This window comes from Pasteurellaceae bacterium RH1A (assembly GCA_012221805.1).
Lineage (GTDB): Bacteria > Pseudomonadota > Gammaproteobacteria > Enterobacterales > Pasteurellaceae > RH1A.
Genome location: CP015195.1, coordinates 1,415,948 through 1,432,121, shown reverse-complemented (window position 1 = coordinate 1,432,121; position 16,174 = coordinate 1,415,948). Strand labels below are relative to the sequence as shown.

The following is a 16,174-nucleotide window of genomic DNA, read 5'->3' as shown; positions in this document are numbered from 1 at the left end:
ACGCATGCAATGCGTCCCTACAATGCATTATTTAAGACCATCACAAATATAATTAAACGTGATTGGTAGGGACGCATTGCATGCGTCCACAAACGGGGCGTTAAATTAAAATTGATGAGACCAAAATATCATAACGGGCACATGCAGCGTATTCCACACAAAACATTATTTAATACCACCACAAATATAATTAAACGTGACTGGTAGGGACGCATTGCATGCGTCCAAAAACGGGGCGTTAAATCAAAATTGAAGAGACAAAAATACCGCAACGGACGTATGCGATGTGTTCCACGCAATACATTATTTAATATCACCGTAAATATAATTAAACGTGACTGGTATGGACGCATTGCATGCGTCCACAAAATATGTTATCCGATGTTGCATTGCTAATAAAAACAATCATTCGCCCAATTGATAACATTATTTTCAACATAATCATAAATGTAATTAAAGGCTCGTTCATTTTGAATAATATGCTCATGAAAACGTGGTTGCCATTGAAAGGGAATTCCATTTTTCTTGGCAAAGCTGGTTAAAGCTCCTTTAATACCACGCACAATGGCGGATAAATTTTTACTTTGCGAACCAAAATAATGCTGATGGTGATCAATTTCATGATTGATGGTAATGATGAAATGAACGTGGTTAGGTATAACCACAAAAATAGGTATTTCAATAAATAAATCAGGGCGAATAAGCGGTGTATTTTGAATGATGTTTTGCAATTCCAAACCTAATAAGGATAAATGCATTACATTATTTGATATTTCACCAAAATAATGAAATTTGTCCTTGGTGCAAATGGTAACGAAATAACAGCCGTTTTGATAAGCGTCCCAACGGACACGGACAGATTTGCGAATGGTTTTTTGCATATATTCATCTTTATAAGATATTGGTGGGGCATAAATATCGAAATGGACGCATGCAATGCGTCCCTACAATACGTTATTTAATATCACCATAAATACAATTAAACGTGACTGGTAGGGACGCATTGCATGCGTCCGTAAATAAGAAAACCCCAAAAGCAAGCTCTTGGGGCCTATAAATTACTTAATGACATCGTCTTTGGTGAGTTTGCTTGACCAGCGATAGATAGCGAAAATAACAGCAAGCATAAGAAGTAATACAATCGTGAGATCCATTTTATTTGTTCTCCTCTTTTAGAGCACGATTAAGCCAAAAAAGGAAAGACCAAACCATTATGGCGATGATAGCAAGACCAATTGAAAGCCCCATAATATGCTCCTAGTTTTGAAGTAAGTTACGTCTTATGGCACGACTAATCGCAATAAGACCATAAATGATAAATAACACTGCAATGATGTTAAACGTCTTCAAGACGTTTGAATACTGCTCATTGTATAGAATAACAGGTAAAGCCAAAATTGCAACTTTTATAATGTCATCTGCTATTTTCGCCCAAGCCTCAAGGCTTGATTTTTCAATGGGTTTTTTAAGAATATTCCACATAAATCCTCCAGTTATCAAAAAGGCCAACATTGTGATTGGAGAAGGGTAGGCGAGCAAGCCACACATTTAAATTTTACGATCCCGATCGCAAAAACCAACTTTCCCTCTTGAAAAAAGGAAAAAACATGAAAATCAACAACTTCGACATCAATGAAAACTTTATCGAACAATCCGCTATCGACACCCTGCAACTGCTGGGCTGGAATTACAGCTTTGGCAAAACCATTGTGCCAGAAGGGGAAAACCCTTGGCGGGAGCGGGTGAGTGAGGTGGTGTTAAGGCCGATTTTGACGCAGGCGGTAAGGCGGCTCAATCCGCAGTTGCCAGAAAGTGCGGTGGAAGAGGTGGTGCGGTTGGTGACCAGTTGGGACAGTGCGGATTTGCTGGAGCAGAACAAGCAGGCCTATGGCTGGCTCCGCAATGGGGTGGCGGTCAGCTATCAGGCGGAGGGCGAACAAAAACACGATGTGGCGATTTTGGTGGATTTTGCCCAGCCTGAAAAGAATGATTTTCGGGTGGTCAATCAGTTGGATATAGCCACCCAAAAAGGCAAGCGGATTCCTGACTTGATCGGCTTTGTGAACGGCTTGCCCTTGGTGGTCTTTGAGCTGAAAAATCCGCTAGCGGTGGATGCGGATCTACCCAAGGCCTACGCCCAGTTGCAGACTTACAAGAGCGAGTTGCCCGATCTCTTTGTTTTTAATCAGGCACTGGTGATTTCAGACGGCACGTTTGCCAAGTTAGGGGCGCTAACGGCTGATTTTGACCGCTTTACCCCTTGGCGAGTAGTCAATGAAAAGGCGGAAAGTGAGCTGATTACATTCGGTGATGAGTTAAAAGATCTGCTGCGTGGTCTCTTTAAGCCTAAAACTTGGTTGGATTATGTGCAGAACTTTGTGATTTTTGAGAAGGACAGCCAAAATCGCACCATCAAGAAAATCGGGGCTTATCACCAATTTTATGGGGTGAATGAGGCGGTGGATTGTACGCTAGTGGCAGCAAGCGAAAGGGGCAATCGCAAGATTGGCGTAGTTTGGCATACCCAGGGTTCGGGCAAGTCGCTCTCTATGCTCTTTTATGCCGGCAAGGTGCTAGCACAAAGTGAATTGCGTAACCCTACCTTGGTGATGGTAACCGATCGCAATGATTTAGACGGTCAATTATTCGCTACTTTTTCTGCTGGTCAGGCTTTAATTAAACAAACGCCCGTGCAGGCGGATAGCCGAGAAGAATTGCGTGATGAACTGGCAAAACGGGAATCGGGCGGGGTGATTTTTACCACCATTCAAAAATTCGGCTTGCTGGAAGGGGAGAGTGCCTTTCCAATGCTGAATGAGCGGAGCAACATTATTGTGATTGCTGATGAAGCCCACCGTTCCCAATATGGCTTTGAACAGAAACTGACCGAAAAGGGCGAGTATCGCACGGGTTACGCCCAGCACCTGCGTCAAGCCCTGCCCAATGCCTCCTTTATCGGCTTTACTGGCACGCCTTTGATGGACTTGGAAGATCGGGACACCCGTGATGTGTTCGGTTCCTATGTGTCTATTTACGATTTTCAGCGTGCCATTGAGGACGGAGCGACCGTGCCGATTTTCTATGAGCCACGCCAAGCGGTGCTGCGTGAAAGCCCTGAATTTGCCAATGTGGTGCGAGAGGCGGAGGCAGTTTATGGCGATAATCAGGCGGCGATGCGTTTGCGGGAGGAAATTCAGGGGCTGGACAGCCGTTTGGATTTGCTGGCTCAGGACATTGTCAGCCACTATGAAAAACGCACCGAGCTGGTGGACGGCAAGGCCATGATTGTGGTGATGAGCCGTAAAATCTGCGTAAAATTGTACCAAAAAATCACCGCACTTCGTCCAAGTTGGCATTCTGATGAGGTCACCCAAGGGGCGATTAAGGTGGTGATGACCAGCAATGTCGCCAGCGATCCTCCCGAATGGCGAATGCACCAACAGGACAAGAAAACCCTGGAAAAACGCTTTAAGGATCCTGATGATCCGCTCAAAATCGTGATTGTGCGGGATATGTGGCTGACGGGCTTTGACGTGCCTTGTTGTAATACAATGTATCTGGACAAGCCAATGCAGGATCACAACCTTATGCAGGCGATAGCCCGGGTTAATCGGGTCTTTCGCAATAAGAGCCGGGAAAGTGGTGGCTTGATTGTGGACTATTATGGGCTGACCGAAGAAATGAAAGCCGGCTTTGCCAAGTACACCAACGCTGGCGGCAAGGGCGAAATTGTGCAGGACGTGGAGGCCGCCTTTGGCAAGATGTTGGACTATATTGAGACCATTCGGGGGCAGTTTGCTACACCAGTTGAAGGCAAGCGGTTTGATTTGGCAGAAAGTTTGCAAATTCAGGAACCTCAGGCCCTGCTTGCTGCCATTCGCCGTGCGGCTAACCATATTTTGGCCTTGGATCGTATGCAACCATCATTACAGACCAAAAGCCCAACCCCACGCAAGGACGCTTTCTTGCAGGCGGTGCGTTTGGCACATAAGGGCTTTAGCCTGTGTGCCGCCTTGCCTAAAGCCGACAAATACCGCCAAGAACTGGCCTTTTTCGATGCTGTTCGTCGCACGATTAGCAAAAGTGAAGAACGGTCACCGCAAGATAAAACCGACAAGGGCTTACAGCTAGCCGCCCTGCTCAACCGTGCCGTAGAATCAGAAGGCGTGGTGGATTTATTTGAGGCCTTGGAAAAGGATCGGCCCAATATCAACCTGCTGTCAGATGAATTTTTAGCCAGCATTAAGCAAAGCGAAACCAAGGACTTGTGGGTGTCGGCTTTAGAGCGTTATTTGGGCAGTCAAATCCGCCAAAAATCAGGGGCTAACCAAACCCTGAAAAAGGATTTTGAGCAGAAACTCAAAGAGGCGATGAGCCAGTACCACAACCACAATTTAAGCGTGATTGATATTTTGGAAGAGCTGATCGCCCTGGCTCAAGAGTTCGATGAAAAACAAAAGCGGGGCGAAAGCCTAGGTTTAAGCCCTGCCGAATTGGCCTTCTATGACGCTTTAGCCCAAAACGCCAGTGCCAAGGAACAAATGGGCGATGAAACCCTGATGAAACTCGCCAAAATGATCACCAACAGCCTACGCAAATCGGTGACTATTGACTGGCAATACAAGGATTCTGTCCGAGCCAAAATGCGACTGCTGGTTCGCCGAGCCTTGTTGCTTTTCAAGTATCCGCCTGATAAGCAGGAAGATGCCATTGAGTATGTAATGCAACAGGCAGAGGCGGTGGCCGAAGAATTGGCTACAAGCGGTTAAATTTCCTGCAAAATTGACAAATTATACAGGCTAGGGCCTTACAAATTCGACATTTTGTGTATAATGCAGGCTTCTATTTGAAATTTTGAAACAATTTGCTTGTTAGCCCAAGAAAATAAAAAATAGTTTATCAGCCACTGCAAAGTGGCTTTTTCATGTAAGTTATAAGCCCTATGTTTATCCAACCCACCCAAACCTCTTGCCCGCTTACCCTTTCCCAGCAAGATTTTCACTTTATGCAATATGCCCTTGAGCTGGCAGATCGTGCTGAACAGGAGGGCGAAATCCCCGTGGGAGCGGTTTTGGTGGATAGCCAGGGGAATGTTTTGGGAGAGGGCTGGAACCGAGTGATTGTGCAGTCTGACCCTACGGCTCACGCAGAAGTTCAAGCCTTACGACAAGCGGCGGACAAGCTGGGAAATTATCGCCTACTGGATACCACCCTTTATGTGACCCTAGAGCCTTGCCCCATGTGTGCCGGGGCTATTTTGCATAGCCGCATTAGCCGTTTGGTTTTTGGAGCCAGTGACTATAAAACGGGGGCGGTTGGCTCTCGCTTCCATCTGTTTGAAGACTATAAAATGAACCATTTTCTGGAGATTCGAGGCGGAGTAATGACCGAGCAATGCAGCCAAAAAATTAGCCACTTCTTCCAAAAAAGGCGGAAGGAGCAAAAATTAAAGCGTGAGTGAAAGGGCTGATTGGGCTATAATTGGAACTATTCTTAAAAACGGTAATCTTAGGATTACCTTTTTTCTATCAAGGAATATTATGAAAGCATTATTTAAACAATCCGCATTGGTTTTAGGCTTGATGACCATGAGCAGCGCCCTTTGGGCCAATCCACAAGCGGTGGCAGAATTGCAAAAACGCTTGGATCAGGCCGTGCAATACGGGGCGGATTTTGACCAAACGGTGCGTTCAGCCAAGGGCAAGGAAGTGCAGAAAGGTCAGGGTAAGTTCTATGTTAAACGCCCAAACCTCTTTAGAATGGAAACCAAGAGCCCACAGGAAAACCTGATTGTTTCAGATGGTTCAACCCTGTGGTTCTATGATCCTTTTGTATCGCAAGCGACAGCCAACTGGGTCAAGGACGCGGTCAGCGATACGCCTTTTGTGCTTTTAACCAGCAATGATAAGCGCCACTGGGAACAATACACTGTCACGCAAAATATGGATAACTTTGTGCTCAAGCCAAAATCCAAAAAGAGTGCCATCAAGCAGTTTGATGTTCGTATTGATGCCAACGGCCTCTTAAAGGGCTTTAGCACCATTGAACGAGATGGGCAGAGCAATCTCTATGTGCTTCGCAATGTGTCCACCGCCAACGTAAACGACAGCCTATTCAAGTTTAACCTGCCGAAAGGGGCAGAGTTGGACGACCAACGCAGCAAGAAAAAATAAAACAAGCGGTCGGGATTTGTGGATTTTTTGCAAATCCCGACCGCTTGCTTGGAGGCCTCATGAAATTACCCTACACCCAACGTGATCCGCAAGAATGGCAAGATTTTCTTGAGCTTGTTCGACAGGCCGTGGCAGAGGATAAACTGGAAGAGCTTTTATCTATTATGCTGACCCCTGATGAACGCAGCTCCCTGGGCCTGCGGGTGCAAATTGTTGGCCTGCTCTTAGGCAACCAACATTCCCAGCGTGAAATTCAGCAACGCCTCAACACCAGTGCCGCCACTATCACTCGTGGCTCTAACCAACTTAAAACCATTGACCCACAAATTTTAGCCTGGGTAAACCAGAAGTTTAATGGCCAGAAAGCGTAAATCCTCCCGCAGAAGATCTCAAACTTGGTTGGGCAAATTGGTGGGATTCTTTCTGCCCAAAGAATTACAAGGCCTGGGACAATGGCTTTGGTTTGGCTTTAGCCGAATCAGCCTGGCCCTGGGCAGCTTCTTTTTAAGCCTGACCTTGATTTTTTCTCTCCTGCCCATTCCCTTTTCAGCCTATATGGCCCAACAAAAAATCAGTCATTTATGGCAGGGCCAACCCTATAAGATCCAATATCAATGGGCCAGCCTAGACCGCATTGCCTGGCAGATGCAAATGGCCGTGATTGCGGCTGAAGATCAGAATTTTGACAACCATTTTGGCTTGGATTTAGCGGCCATTGAAAGTGTTTTAAAGCGGAAAAATAAGAAACTGCGAGGGGCTTCCACCCTTTCCCAACAGGTGGTGAAGAACCTCTACCTCTGGCACGGTACAAGCTGGGTGCGTAAGGGCATTGAAGTGCCATTGACCTTGCTGACGGAAACGGTTTGGAGCAAGCAACGGATTTTAGAAATCTACCTCAATATCGCCGAATTTGGCCCAGGCATTTTTGGGGTCGAGGCCGCCGCCCAGCATTATTTCAAGAAAAAGGCCAGCCAGCTGACCATGCAAGAAGCCGCCTTGCTGGCTGCCAGTTTGCCCAATCCGCATATCTATAAGGTCAATCGGCCTGGCACCATTATGCGGAAAAAGCAAGACTGGATCATGCGGCAGGTTCAAAACCTGGGCGGCAGGGCATATTTAGGCCGTTTATCAGGCTAACAAGCGGTCACAAATGATCAATTTTTTACAAATAAGGAAAGACTATGCGTTTAGAAAATGAAAGAGAAAGCCGCAATGTGGAAGATCGCCGCGCCCAGTCGGGCCGCCGAGTATCAGGCAAGGGGAAAGGCTCCCTCTTAGGCCTGATTATCGTCTTGGTTGGGGCCTATTATGGCGTGGATTTATCAGGCATTGTCAGTTTGGGTGAGCAGTCTTCTTATACCGAGCAGCAGGGCAGCTATCAACCAAGCGCCGAAGAAGCCGAACTTAACACCCTCTCCCGCAAGGTGCTTTATACCACCGAACGAATTTGGGCTGACTATTTCAACCAAAATGGCCTGACCTACCGTGAACCCAAGTTGGTGCTTTATCGTGGAGCAACCCAAACGGCCTGCGGCACAGGCCAATCTGTGATGGGGCCTTTTTATTGCCCGGCCGATGAGAAGATCTACCTGGATCTGTCCTTTTACGATGATATGAAATACAAACTCAAGGCTTCGGGCGATTTTGCCTTTGCCTATGTGATTGCCCATGAGGTCGGCCACCACGTCCAAAACCTCCTGGGCATTAGCCGCAAGACCCAAGCCGCCCAGCAAAACGCCCGCTCCCAAACAGCCGCCAATAAAATTTCCGTCAATGTAGAATTACAGGCCGACTGTTTTGCAGGCGTATGGGGCTATCAATTACAGCGTGAAGGCAAGTTAGAGCAGGGCGATGTTGAGGAAGCCTTCTTAGCCGCTGAAGCGGTGGGCGATGACCGCCTGCAACAGCAAAACCAAGGCCGCATCGTGCCAGACAGCTTCACCCACGGCTCATCCGCCCAACGTTTGGCCTGGTTCAGAAAGGGCTTGCAGGCCGGCAATCCGAATGTGTGTAATACCTTTTCCAATTAGCAAACGTAGGGTGGGCTTGCACCCACGCCATCATAAAACTGAACCCTCCGATAGCGCCAGCCTCTAGGCTGGTGCTTCTTTTTTACCCATAGATTTTTAAGTAAACCACGGCACTAGCGAGGGCGCTGGCGCCATCGACCCTGTTCTATTTTTTACATCTTCAGAGGGTACAAGCGGTTCAGTTTCCCTTAAAATTTGCAAAAAATTCAACCATTTAACTGCTTGTTAAGTCAAAAAACTACCAACTAGTAATTGGACGATATGGATTACTCCAAAATGGCAAAAGGTCTTTATGAAAAAAATAATACTCTTTGCATTCACGGTCTACACTAAAGCCCAGATCATTAAAAACAATCCTGCCATCTCTTCTTTCTATAAAGGAGTATTCATTTTTAAGAACTAGTAAATCCTCTTTATTGGTAATGCAAAAATCAGAAATATAGATCTCTATGTTTTTATTTACTTTTTTATCTACAAGTACTTCATTAAACCTTTCTCCTCTAAAGGAAAATAGCACCTGATCAATCTCAATTATTCTCTTATTATTTTCATTGAAAGGATGTTTTTTGTTTAATATTCTCACAAAATCCTCAAAACTCATCCCAAAATAAAACTGATCAAATGAAAAATAAGGCTCGACTTTTAGTTGATTTTCAAAAAAGCTTGTGGCTTCTTGTAGATGTCGCTTGAAAAAGCGGCTAAATTGTTTTCATATAGTTCTTTGATTGATTCATCATAAATCAAAACCTCCGCAAAATAATTATATCCACTCAATAAAACAATGCAAATATTGTATTCTTTAAAAATATAGTGTGTAGAGTGAATGTGATTTTCTATAAGTACAGAATTTTTTTCTAAAAAATTTTCAAAATTGTCAAAGGTTATCTTTTTATTGTTTAAATAGAATTCTTTAATGCTTTTTGCACTGATAGCAATAAGTCGTTGTGATTTTCCCTTGTCAAATTCAAAGAAAATCTCCTGATTTAATAAAGCATCTTTAGAGTAAACTTCTCCCAAGTTATAGCCGTTTACAGAATTATTAAAAATAATTAATTGCATAAATTATATCTCCGATAGAACCAGCCACCAGCTGCTGCTTCTTTTTTATCCATAGATTTTTAAGTAAACCACGGCACCAGCGAGGGCGCTGGCGCCATCGATCCTGTTCCATTTTCGCTTCTTTAGAGGGTACAAGCGGTTCAGTTTCCCTTAAAATTTGCAAATTTTTGGCAAAAATTGACCGCTTATTAAAGCATGCTTTATTATTTTCCCCATGCTAATAACAAGGCCTTCAATCCTTGATTTAAATTTTCCAACATCTCATCTGATAGATCTTCCAACAGCCTATTCTCATTTTCCAAGTGGGCCATAAAGGCCTGATCAATTAGCTCTTTGCCCTCATCAGTTAAGGCAACCAGCAGGCTGCGGCTGTCGTTTGGATTGGGCCTTCTCTCGATTAAGCCCTTGTTTTCTAAGTGCTTTAAGCGATTGGTTATGGCACCTGATGTAATCATCAGGGTCGAATAAAGTTCGGTAGGCGATAAGACAAAGGGTTCGCCAGATCGCCGTAAAGTCGCCAATACATCAAATTCGCCATAATTTAGCCCAAATTCAGCGAATTTGGCGGTTAAAAGCGGTTCAAGCATAGCGGCACAGCTTTGCAAACGCCCTAAAATAGCCATGGATTTTAAGGCAAAATCTGGGTGTTGAGTTTGCCATTGGCTGATGATGTCGTCTACTTTATCAGTGGGGAGTGTGTTTTTCATAAAAAATATCTTTACATTAAGATAAATAGGTACTAAACTGAATTTATCTTAGCATTAAGATAGTTTTTTGGCAATCCATTTATATAATAAGGGTTTTATGATGATTTTATTGATTGGTATTTTGGCAGGTATGGGCATTGCCTTTCAGTCTGCCGTGAATGCGCGTTTACGCTTACATTTGTCTGTGCCGTTTTTAACTTCGCTGGTTTCTTTTTCTGTCGGTTTTTTATTTTTGCTGATGTTATCGTTTTTGTCAGGCAATTCCTTAATGATTAGCCAGCCTGTTTTACAGAATGTACCGTTTTGGGCCTGGCTTGGTGGTGTGTTGGGCATGATTAGTTTAACGGTCAATGTGCTGATTTTCCCTAAATTAGGTGGTGTGCAAACGGCGGTGATGCCCATTTTGGGGCAAGTTTTGATGGGAGTCTTGATTGATACGTTTGCTTGGTTGAACGCCAAACAAATCGCTTTTTCAAGCAGCCGAATGCTTGGGGTTAGCCTTGTGTTACTTGGTGTTGTGGTGGCGGTGGTTTTGCCCAATATCAAAACCTTAAACAGGCAAACACATGGCAAAGGCTTATGGCTATGGCGTGGTTTGGGTATTTTGGGCGGCATGGGCATGGCAACGCAGGCCGCCGTCAATGGCGAGCTAGGGCGAGTGCTGGGGTCGCCTTTAACCTCATCGCTGGTGTCCTTTTTGGTGGGAACACTGGGGCTGTTATTCATCGTATTATTTTATGAAAAAAGCCTGTCCCATTTAACAAAGTCGCCTAAAAATCAACCGCTATGGATTTGGTTTGGCGGTGTGTTGGCAGGCCTGTTTATTTTTGCCAGTGTGTGGCTTGTGCCACAGATCGGCACAGGTTCAGTGGTAATGTTGATGTTGCTTGGCTTGATTGTCGGCAGTCTGTTGGTGGATAAATTCGGTTGGTTTGGCACAGCCAAAAAAGCCGTTTCATGGCTACAGGTTGCTGGCGTGATCTTATTACTGGCTGGTGTGGCTTGTATTCGTTTGATTTAAGAGGAGTTTTTATGTCTTTACTTAATAAAGGTGTTTGGGTTGCCGATGAATCTGTGGAAAATGCAACGCTCATTCCAACTGCGACCATTGTACAAGCTGACCGCTATCATTTGTATATTTCACTGGCTTGCCCTTATGCCCACCGTGCCAATTTGGTGGTGCAGTTTTTGGGCTTACCGATTACGGTTTCATCTGTATCTTCTTTAAAAACAGATGGTTGGATTTTTGACCAACATTTTTCCGACCCTATTTTAAACCGACACCATCTGTATGAAATTTACCAAAAACACCAACATGATTTTTCAGGCAGGGCAACCGTTCCTGTACTTTGGGATAAGGCGGAACAGAAAATTGCCTCCAACAGCTCGGCAGAGTTGGCATTGAACTTGGCAACAAACTGGCAAAATGTGGCGAAAAATCCCCATATTCTTGTGCCAAACCCCTTAAAAAATGAAATTATCGCCCTAAATCATTGGCTAAACGACCATATTACTGCCAAAGTATATCAAATTGGTTTTTGTAGAAACCAAGCTGATTATGATACATTACTTTCAGAATTTTTTGCTGATTTGGCAGATTTGAATAAGCGTTTGCAACATCAGCCCTATTTATTTGGCCATGAGATAACCTTAAGTGATTTTTTCTTGTTCCCGACCTTAATTCGCTTTGAAAAGGTTTAGGCATAATAGACAAAATAGTTGCTAAAAAGTGGCTTAAAGCCTTATAGTACAAGGCTTTAAGCCCTCTTTTTGAAAAATGAACAAAAAACTGCCTTTTCTGCCAAAGTGCGAATATCAAGAAACATGGTAAACAAAATAACATTCAGCGTTATTATTGTAATCAATGCCATAAAACCTTTACCCATCAAAAGAAATTAGACCCAATACAGATCTGGGATGATTACACTTCAGGAAAACAAACTTATCAACAGCTTGCCAATAAGTATCATTGTTCGGTTAGAACTATCCAAAGATATATTGATAAAGCTCCTAAAACATTATTACATCCACCTCAAAGCACATCGCTTAATATAATTATGGACACTACCTTTTTTAAGCGTAATTTCGGCGTATTAGTGTTAATGGACTCTCATACAAAGAAAGTGGTATTTCACTGTTTTGTAAGAACAGAAAAAGACGTTTACTATAAGCTGGCACTTAATAGATTGAGAGAAAAAAGCTATATAATACAATCCATTACCTGTGATGGTAGGCGAGGTCTGATGAAGGACTTGTTCAATGCACCTGTGCAGATGTGTCAGTTTCATATGGTTGCAATAGTGATGAGAAAACTCAGAAAAAAGCATCAATCACAAGCGGGAAAAGAATTAAAAGTTATCGTAAAAACACTGGTGGAGAGTTCAAAAAATGAATTTTACAAACGCCTTCATTATTGGTATTTAAAACATGAAGAGTATTTAAAAGAAAGAAGTGATAAGCCAAATGAAAAGGGATATTTACCTTATAAGCATCGTAGTGTTAGAGGGGCTTATGCAAGCCTTAAATGGTATATGAAATATTTATTTACTTTTGAAGAACGGTCAGATTTAAATATAGAAAGGACAACAAATAGGCTTGAAGGGCTATTTAAACATATGAAGCGACAGTTAAATAATCATAATGGATTAAGCAAAAAACATAAAGCCATGTTTATAAAGGATTTTTTGAATAAAAATAGCTGCTAACATTTTAGAAAATAAACATTAGCAACTATTTTGTCCACTTGGCATAGTTTTTGACGAATCAGCAACTATTTTGTCTACTATGCCAAGGTTTATGCAACGCTATTTAAATGCAGTCTAAAACCACTTTCCGAGTTTGAATATTTGTACCGATATATGCTTGATTTATACAAAATAAGTGCAATCAGAAAAACCGTGGATTTAGATTATATTGTGCAGAATTATTTTTATTCTTTTGCCAATGTTAATCCCAGCCGAATTGTGCCTGCTTTGCCCAAATTAGATTGGCAATAGCAAACTTAGTTTGAGCTTACCGCTCAAAAAGAAAAAGGCGGGTGTTTAACCCGCCTGAGAATTAGCCATTTAAGGCTCTTAAAATATCATCCACACGTTCTTTAGCATCCCCAAAGAGCATTTGGGTATTTTCCTTAAAGAAGAGTGGGTTTTGGACGCCGGCGTAGCCCACGGCCATAGAGCGTTTAAACACAATCACATTTTGTGCCTTCCACACTTCTAACACTGGCATGCCAGCGATTGGGCTAGATGGATCGTCTAGGGCGGCTGGGTTTACTGTGTCGTTAGCCCCGATAACAAGTACCACATCCGTATCCGCAAAGTCCTCGTTGATTTCATCCATTTCAAGCACCACATCATAAGGCACCTTGGCTTCGGCTAGGAGTACGTTCATGTGGCCTGGTAAACGGCCTGCCACTGGGTGGATACCAAAACGCACGTTTACGCCACGTTCGCGTAATTTAGCGGTGATTTCTGCCACAGGGTATTGGGCTTGCGCCACGGCCATACCGTAGCCTGGGGTGATGATCACTGAACTGGCATTTTTAAGCATTTCAGCCACTTCTTCCGCCGTGGTTTCACGGTGTTCGCCGTATTCTTCATCACCTTTTGAAGCTTGAACTTCTGTGCCGAAGCCACCAGCAATTACGCTAATAAAGGAGCGGTTCATGGCCTTACACATGATGTAAGAAAGGATGGCACCAGAAGAACCCACTAGGGCACCAGTTACGATGAGAAGGTCGTTGCTAAGCATAAAGCCTGCCGCTGCCGCGGCCCAACCAGAATAGGAGTTAAGCATAGACACCACAACCGGCATATCAGCACCACCGATGGAGGCCACCAAGTGCCAGCCGAAAAGGAGGGCGATTACGGTCATCACCATCACAGGGAAGATGTTGTGCGGATTGTTTAGGAACACGATCATCAAAAAGACCGATACCAAAATAGCCGCTAAATTCCACTTGTGCTTGTGAGGAATGTTGAGGGCAGCAGAGGAAACCTTGCGGCCGAAGAGCTTGCCGCTGAGTTTACCAAAGGCCACCAGGGAGCCTGAGAAGGTCACGGCACCGATGAAGATCCCCAAGAAAACTTCCACATTGTGGATGTTGGCAAGCGTTTTTTGCTCAGCCACAAAGGCCTCTACCTGCTCTGGCGATAGGCCGCCTGGAATAACCGCATCAACGTGTAGGCCATAGCTGTTAAAGCCAACCAAGACGGCTGCCAAGCCCACAAAGCTGTGAAGGATGGCCACTAATTCTGGCATTTCGGTCATTTCAACTTTAAGTGCCTTACGCACACCCAAGAAACCACCGATGGCCATGGCAATGAGAATCCAGAAAGTGCCCTGGGATTGAGGGCCGAAGATGGTGGCCACTAAGGCAATCCCCATCCCCACAATCCCGTACCAGCAACCTGCCTTGGCCGTTTCGTGCTTAGAAAGGCCGGCAAGGCTCATAATAAAGAGAATGGCGGCGATGATGTAAGCCGCGGTAACAAATCCAAAAGACATAGTTTCTCCTTAACCTTTTCTAAACATAGCCAGCATGCGTTGGGTTACCTTGAAGCCACCAAAAATATTGATGCTGGCAACCAAGATGGCAAAGAAGGCTAAAATATCAATAAAGAAATTCCCGGTTGGTTGGGCAATTTGCAGCACCGCACCCACGATAATAATGCCCGAAATGGCATTGGTCACCGCCATAAGCGGGGTGTGTAGGGCGTGGCTGACGTTCCAAACCACATAGTAACCGACTACGCAAGAGAGTACGAAAACGGTAAAGTGGGACAGGAAGGCAGCAGGTGCAACCGAAGCCAACCAGAGGAAGAGGACACCGGCTGCGGCCAACAAGCCATATTTGAGCTTAGGATTTGCAGGTTTTTCCTCTTTTTTCTCCGCTTGTGGGGTAGCTTTGGCCGCCTGTTGCGGTTGAGCCGAAACCTGAATTTGGGCTGGTGGGATTTCTTCCCCATCACGCACCACGGTCACACCACGCAAGACCACATCGTCAAAGTTGATGTCGATTTGGCCGTCTTTATTTGGTGCCAATAACTTGAGTAAATTCACTAAGTTAGTGCCGTAAAGCTGGGAGGACTGGGTCGGTAAACGGCTTGGGAAGTCGGTGTAACCTAGGATTTTCACCTGGTTATCGGTTGTCACCACTTCGCCTGCTTTTGTATATTCACAGTTACCCCCTGTCGCAGCGGCCAAGTCCACAATTACCGAACCTGGTTTCATGGAATCGACCATTTCTTTGGTAATCAAACGAGGGGCAGGTTTGCCTGGAATGGCGGCCGTGGTGATAATAATATCCACCTCTTTGGCCTGCTCTGCATAAAGCTCCATAGCACGGCGGTTAAACTCATCTGACATAACCTTAGCATAACCATCGCCGCTGCCACCTTCTTCTTTGAAATCGATTTCTAAGAAGTCAGCACCCATGGATTTGACCTGTTCTTTTACCTCAGGACGGGAGTCAAAGGCCCGCACAATAGCACCTAGGCTGTTGGCTGCACCAATGGCGGCTAAGCCTGCCACACCTGCACCGATCACAAGCACCTTGGCTGGTGGCACCTTACCTGCCGCAGTAATTTGGCCGGTAAAGAAGCTACCAAAGACGTTGGCGGCCTCAATCACTGCACGGTAGCCCGAAATATTGGCCATGGAAGATAGGGCATCCAGGGCTTGGGCACGGGAGATACGTGGCACAGAATCCATGGCCAGCACACTGATTTTCTTAGCGGTCAGTTTAGCCATCAGTTCTGGGTTTTGAGCTCGCCAGATAAAGCTAACCAGGGTTTGGCCTTCCTTCATCAAGGCAATTTCCGCATCGGTTGGGGCATTGACCTTAAAGATAATATCGGCCGCCCAAACGGCTTTCTGATCGCCAACCGTGGCACCGGCTTCAACAAAAGCATTGTCTTCAAAACTGGCCTTAAAACCGGCATCGTGTTCCACGATGACATCAAAGCCGAGCTTTAAAATTTGCTGAACGGTCTTAGGCGTTGCCGCCACCCGATTTTCACCCGCCAGCAGCTCTCTTGGTACACCAATAAGCATAAAGACTCCTGTATGATTTAAAGTTAAAAATGATTGCGTTTTAAGATAAAACGGGGGTAAATGTACCACTTTTATGAGGAAATTGGCACAGTTTTAAAGGGGAAATTTAGGGATTTTTATGAAAATTTGATCTGACAAGCGGGTAGGGCAG

General features: G+C 44.7%; 16 protein-coding genes. 9 read left to right on the top strand and 7 right to left on the bottom strand.

From position 1 onward, the window contains the following. Window positions 1–392: 392 nt before the first annotated feature. Both A4G20_06710 and A4G20_06705 read right to left on the bottom strand, forming a co-directional pair. On the bottom strand, window positions 393–881 hold the full coding sequence (locus tag A4G20_06710) for a hypothetical protein (protein ID QIW16045.1): 489 nt from the start codon (window positions 879–881) through the stop codon (window positions 393–395). Between the two features lie 376 nt (window positions 882–1,257). Next, window positions 1,258–1,482 (bottom strand): hypothetical protein, encoded by a 225-nt coding sequence (locus A4G20_06705; protein QIW16044.1) that lies wholly within the window; start codon window positions 1,480–1,482, stop codon window positions 1,258–1,260. A gap of 125 nt (window positions 1,483–1,607) precedes the next feature. On the opposite strand from A4G20_06705, the gene A4G20_06700 reads away from it, so the two are divergent. The 6 genes from A4G20_06700 to A4G20_06675 all read left to right on the top strand — a co-directional run bounded on the left by A4G20_06700 (window position 1,608) and on the right by A4G20_06675 (window position 8,203). Further along, window positions 1,608–4,769 (top strand): restriction endonuclease subunit R, encoded by a 3,162-nt coding sequence (locus tag A4G20_06700; GenBank protein QIW16043.1) that lies wholly within the window; start codon window positions 1,608–1,610, stop codon window positions 4,767–4,769. Window positions 4,770–4,942: 173 nt separating this feature from the next. Then, window positions 4,943–5,461 (top strand): tRNA adenosine(34) deaminase TadA, encoded by a 519-nt coding sequence (locus tag A4G20_06695; protein ID QIW16042.1) that lies wholly within the window; start codon window positions 4,943–4,945, stop codon window positions 5,459–5,461. Between the two features lie 79 nt (window positions 5,462–5,540). Further along, a complete protein-coding gene (lolA, locus tag A4G20_06690) occupies window positions 5,541–6,173 on the top strand; it encodes an outer-membrane lipoprotein carrier protein LolA (protein QIW16041.1) in 633 nt (210 codons plus the stop codon). Between the two features lie 59 nt (window positions 6,174–6,232). Then, window positions 6,233–6,544, top strand: coding sequence for a Trp operon repressor (locus A4G20_06685; protein ID QIW16040.1), 312 nt, complete (start codon window positions 6,233–6,235; stop codon window positions 6,542–6,544). Next, window positions 6,528–7,310: a monofunctional biosynthetic peptidoglycan transglycosylase gene (locus A4G20_06680; GenBank protein QIW16039.1), complete on the top strand. Its 783-nt coding sequence runs from the start codon at window positions 6,528–6,530 to the stop codon at window positions 7,308–7,310. The genes A4G20_06685 and A4G20_06680 overlap by 17 nt, the downstream gene beginning before the upstream one ends. Before the next feature lie 44 nt (window positions 7,311–7,354). Beyond that, window positions 7,355–8,203: a hypothetical protein gene (locus A4G20_06675; GenBank protein ID QIW16038.1), complete on the top strand. Its 849-nt coding sequence runs from the start codon at window positions 7,355–7,357 to the stop codon at window positions 8,201–8,203. A 238-nt stretch (window positions 8,204–8,441) separates the two neighbouring features. Here the strand turns inward: A4G20_06675 and A4G20_06670 are convergent, their stop codons facing one another. The 3 genes from A4G20_06670 to A4G20_06660 all read right to left on the bottom strand — a co-directional run bounded on the left by A4G20_06670 (window position 8,442) and on the right by A4G20_06660 (window position 9,969). Further along, window positions 8,442–8,786, bottom strand: a complete 345-nt coding sequence (locus A4G20_06670; GenBank protein ID QIW16037.1) for a hypothetical protein — start codon at window positions 8,784–8,786, stop codon at window positions 8,442–8,444. A 59-nt stretch (window positions 8,787–8,845) separates the two neighbouring features. Next, entirely contained in the window at window positions 8,846–9,262 is a 417-nt protein-coding gene (locus A4G20_06665; GenBank protein QIW16036.1) for a hypothetical protein, read from the bottom strand. 203 nt (window positions 9,263–9,465) lie between these two features. After that, window positions 9,466–9,969, bottom strand: a complete 504-nt coding sequence (locus tag A4G20_06660; protein ID QIW16035.1) for a MarR family transcriptional regulator — start codon at window positions 9,967–9,969, stop codon at window positions 9,466–9,468. Between the two features lie 100 nt (window positions 9,970–10,069). Here A4G20_06660 and A4G20_06655 point away from each other — a divergent pair, with 100 nt between their 5' ends. The 3 genes from A4G20_06655 to A4G20_06645 all read left to right on the top strand — a co-directional run bounded on the left by A4G20_06655 (window position 10,070) and on the right by A4G20_06645 (window position 12,674). Then, complete coding sequence (locus A4G20_06655) at window positions 10,070–10,990, top strand: hypothetical protein (protein QIW16034.1); 921 nt, start codon at window positions 10,070–10,072, stop codon at window positions 10,988–10,990. Window positions 10,991–11,001: 11 nt separating this feature from the next. Beyond that, window positions 11,002–11,670 carry a hypothetical protein gene (locus A4G20_06650; GenBank protein QIW16033.1) on the top strand — a complete coding sequence of 223 codons (669 nt, stop codon included), beginning with the start codon at window positions 11,002–11,004 and terminating at the stop codon, window positions 11,668–11,670. Window positions 11,671–12,071: 401 nt separating this feature from the next. Continuing rightward, a complete protein-coding gene (locus tag A4G20_06645; protein ID QIW16871.1) occupies window positions 12,072–12,674 on the top strand; it encodes a transposase in 603 nt (200 codons plus the stop codon). A 352-nt stretch (window positions 12,675–13,026) separates the two neighbouring features. Here A4G20_06645 and A4G20_06640 read toward each other — a convergent pair whose 3' ends face one another. Both A4G20_06640 and A4G20_06635 read right to left on the bottom strand, forming a co-directional pair. Continuing rightward, window positions 13,027–14,475, bottom strand: a complete 1,449-nt coding sequence (locus tag A4G20_06640; protein QIW16032.1) for an NAD(P) transhydrogenase subunit beta — start codon at window positions 14,473–14,475, stop codon at window positions 13,027–13,029. 9 nt (window positions 14,476–14,484) lie between these two features. Continuing rightward, on the bottom strand, window positions 14,485–16,023 hold the full coding sequence (locus tag A4G20_06635) for an NAD(P) transhydrogenase subunit alpha (protein ID QIW16031.1): 1,539 nt from the start codon (window positions 16,021–16,023) through the stop codon (window positions 14,485–14,487). Window positions 16,024–16,174: the final 151 nt, after the last annotated feature.

Excerpts from the sequence above, each read along its gene's own strand:
- A4G20_06695 (QIW16042.1), top strand. The coding sequence starts at position 4,943 with ATGTTTATCCAACCCACCCAAACCTCTTGCCCGCTTACCCTTTCCCAG.
- lolA (QIW16041.1), top strand. The coding sequence starts at position 5,541 with ATGAAAGCATTATTTAAACAATCCGCATTGGTTTTAGGCTTGATGACC.
- A4G20_06680 (QIW16039.1), top strand. The coding sequence starts at position 6,528 with ATGGCCAGAAAGCGTAAATCCTCCCGCAGAAGATCTCAAACTTGGTTG.
- A4G20_06635 (QIW16031.1), bottom strand. The coding sequence starts at position 16,023 with ATGCTTATTGGTGTACCAAGAGAGCTGCTGGCGGGTGAAAATCGGGTG.
- A4G20_06660 (QIW16035.1), bottom strand. The coding sequence starts at position 9,969 with ATGAAAAACACACTCCCCACTGATAAAGTAGACGACATCATCAGCCAA.
- A4G20_06710 (QIW16045.1), bottom strand. The coding sequence starts at position 881 with ATGCAAAAAACCATTCGCAAATCTGTCCGTGTCCGTTGGGACGCTTAT.
- A4G20_06685 (QIW16040.1), top strand. The coding sequence starts at position 6,233 with ATGAAATTACCCTACACCCAACGTGATCCGCAAGAATGGCAAGATTTT.
- A4G20_06650 (QIW16033.1), top strand. The coding sequence starts at position 11,002 with ATGTCTTTACTTAATAAAGGTGTTTGGGTTGCCGATGAATCTGTGGAA.
- A4G20_06655 (QIW16034.1), top strand. The coding sequence starts at position 10,070 with ATGATTTTATTGATTGGTATTTTGGCAGGTATGGGCATTGCCTTTCAG.
- A4G20_06675 (QIW16038.1), top strand. The coding sequence starts at position 7,355 with ATGCGTTTAGAAAATGAAAGAGAAAGCCGCAATGTGGAAGATCGCCGC.
- A4G20_06665 (QIW16036.1), bottom strand. The coding sequence starts at position 9,262 with ATGCAATTAATTATTTTTAATAATTCTGTAAACGGCTATAACTTGGGA.
- A4G20_06705 (QIW16044.1), bottom strand. The coding sequence starts at position 1,482 with ATGTGGAATATTCTTAAAAAACCCATTGAAAAATCAAGCCTTGAGGCT.
- A4G20_06700 (QIW16043.1), top strand. The coding sequence starts at position 1,608 with ATGAAAATCAACAACTTCGACATCAATGAAAACTTTATCGAACAATCC.
- A4G20_06645 (QIW16871.1), top strand. The coding sequence starts at position 12,072 with ATGGACTCTCATACAAAGAAAGTGGTATTTCACTGTTTTGTAAGAACA.
- A4G20_06640 (QIW16032.1), bottom strand. The coding sequence starts at position 14,475 with ATGTCTTTTGGATTTGTTACCGCGGCTTACATCATCGCCGCCATTCTC.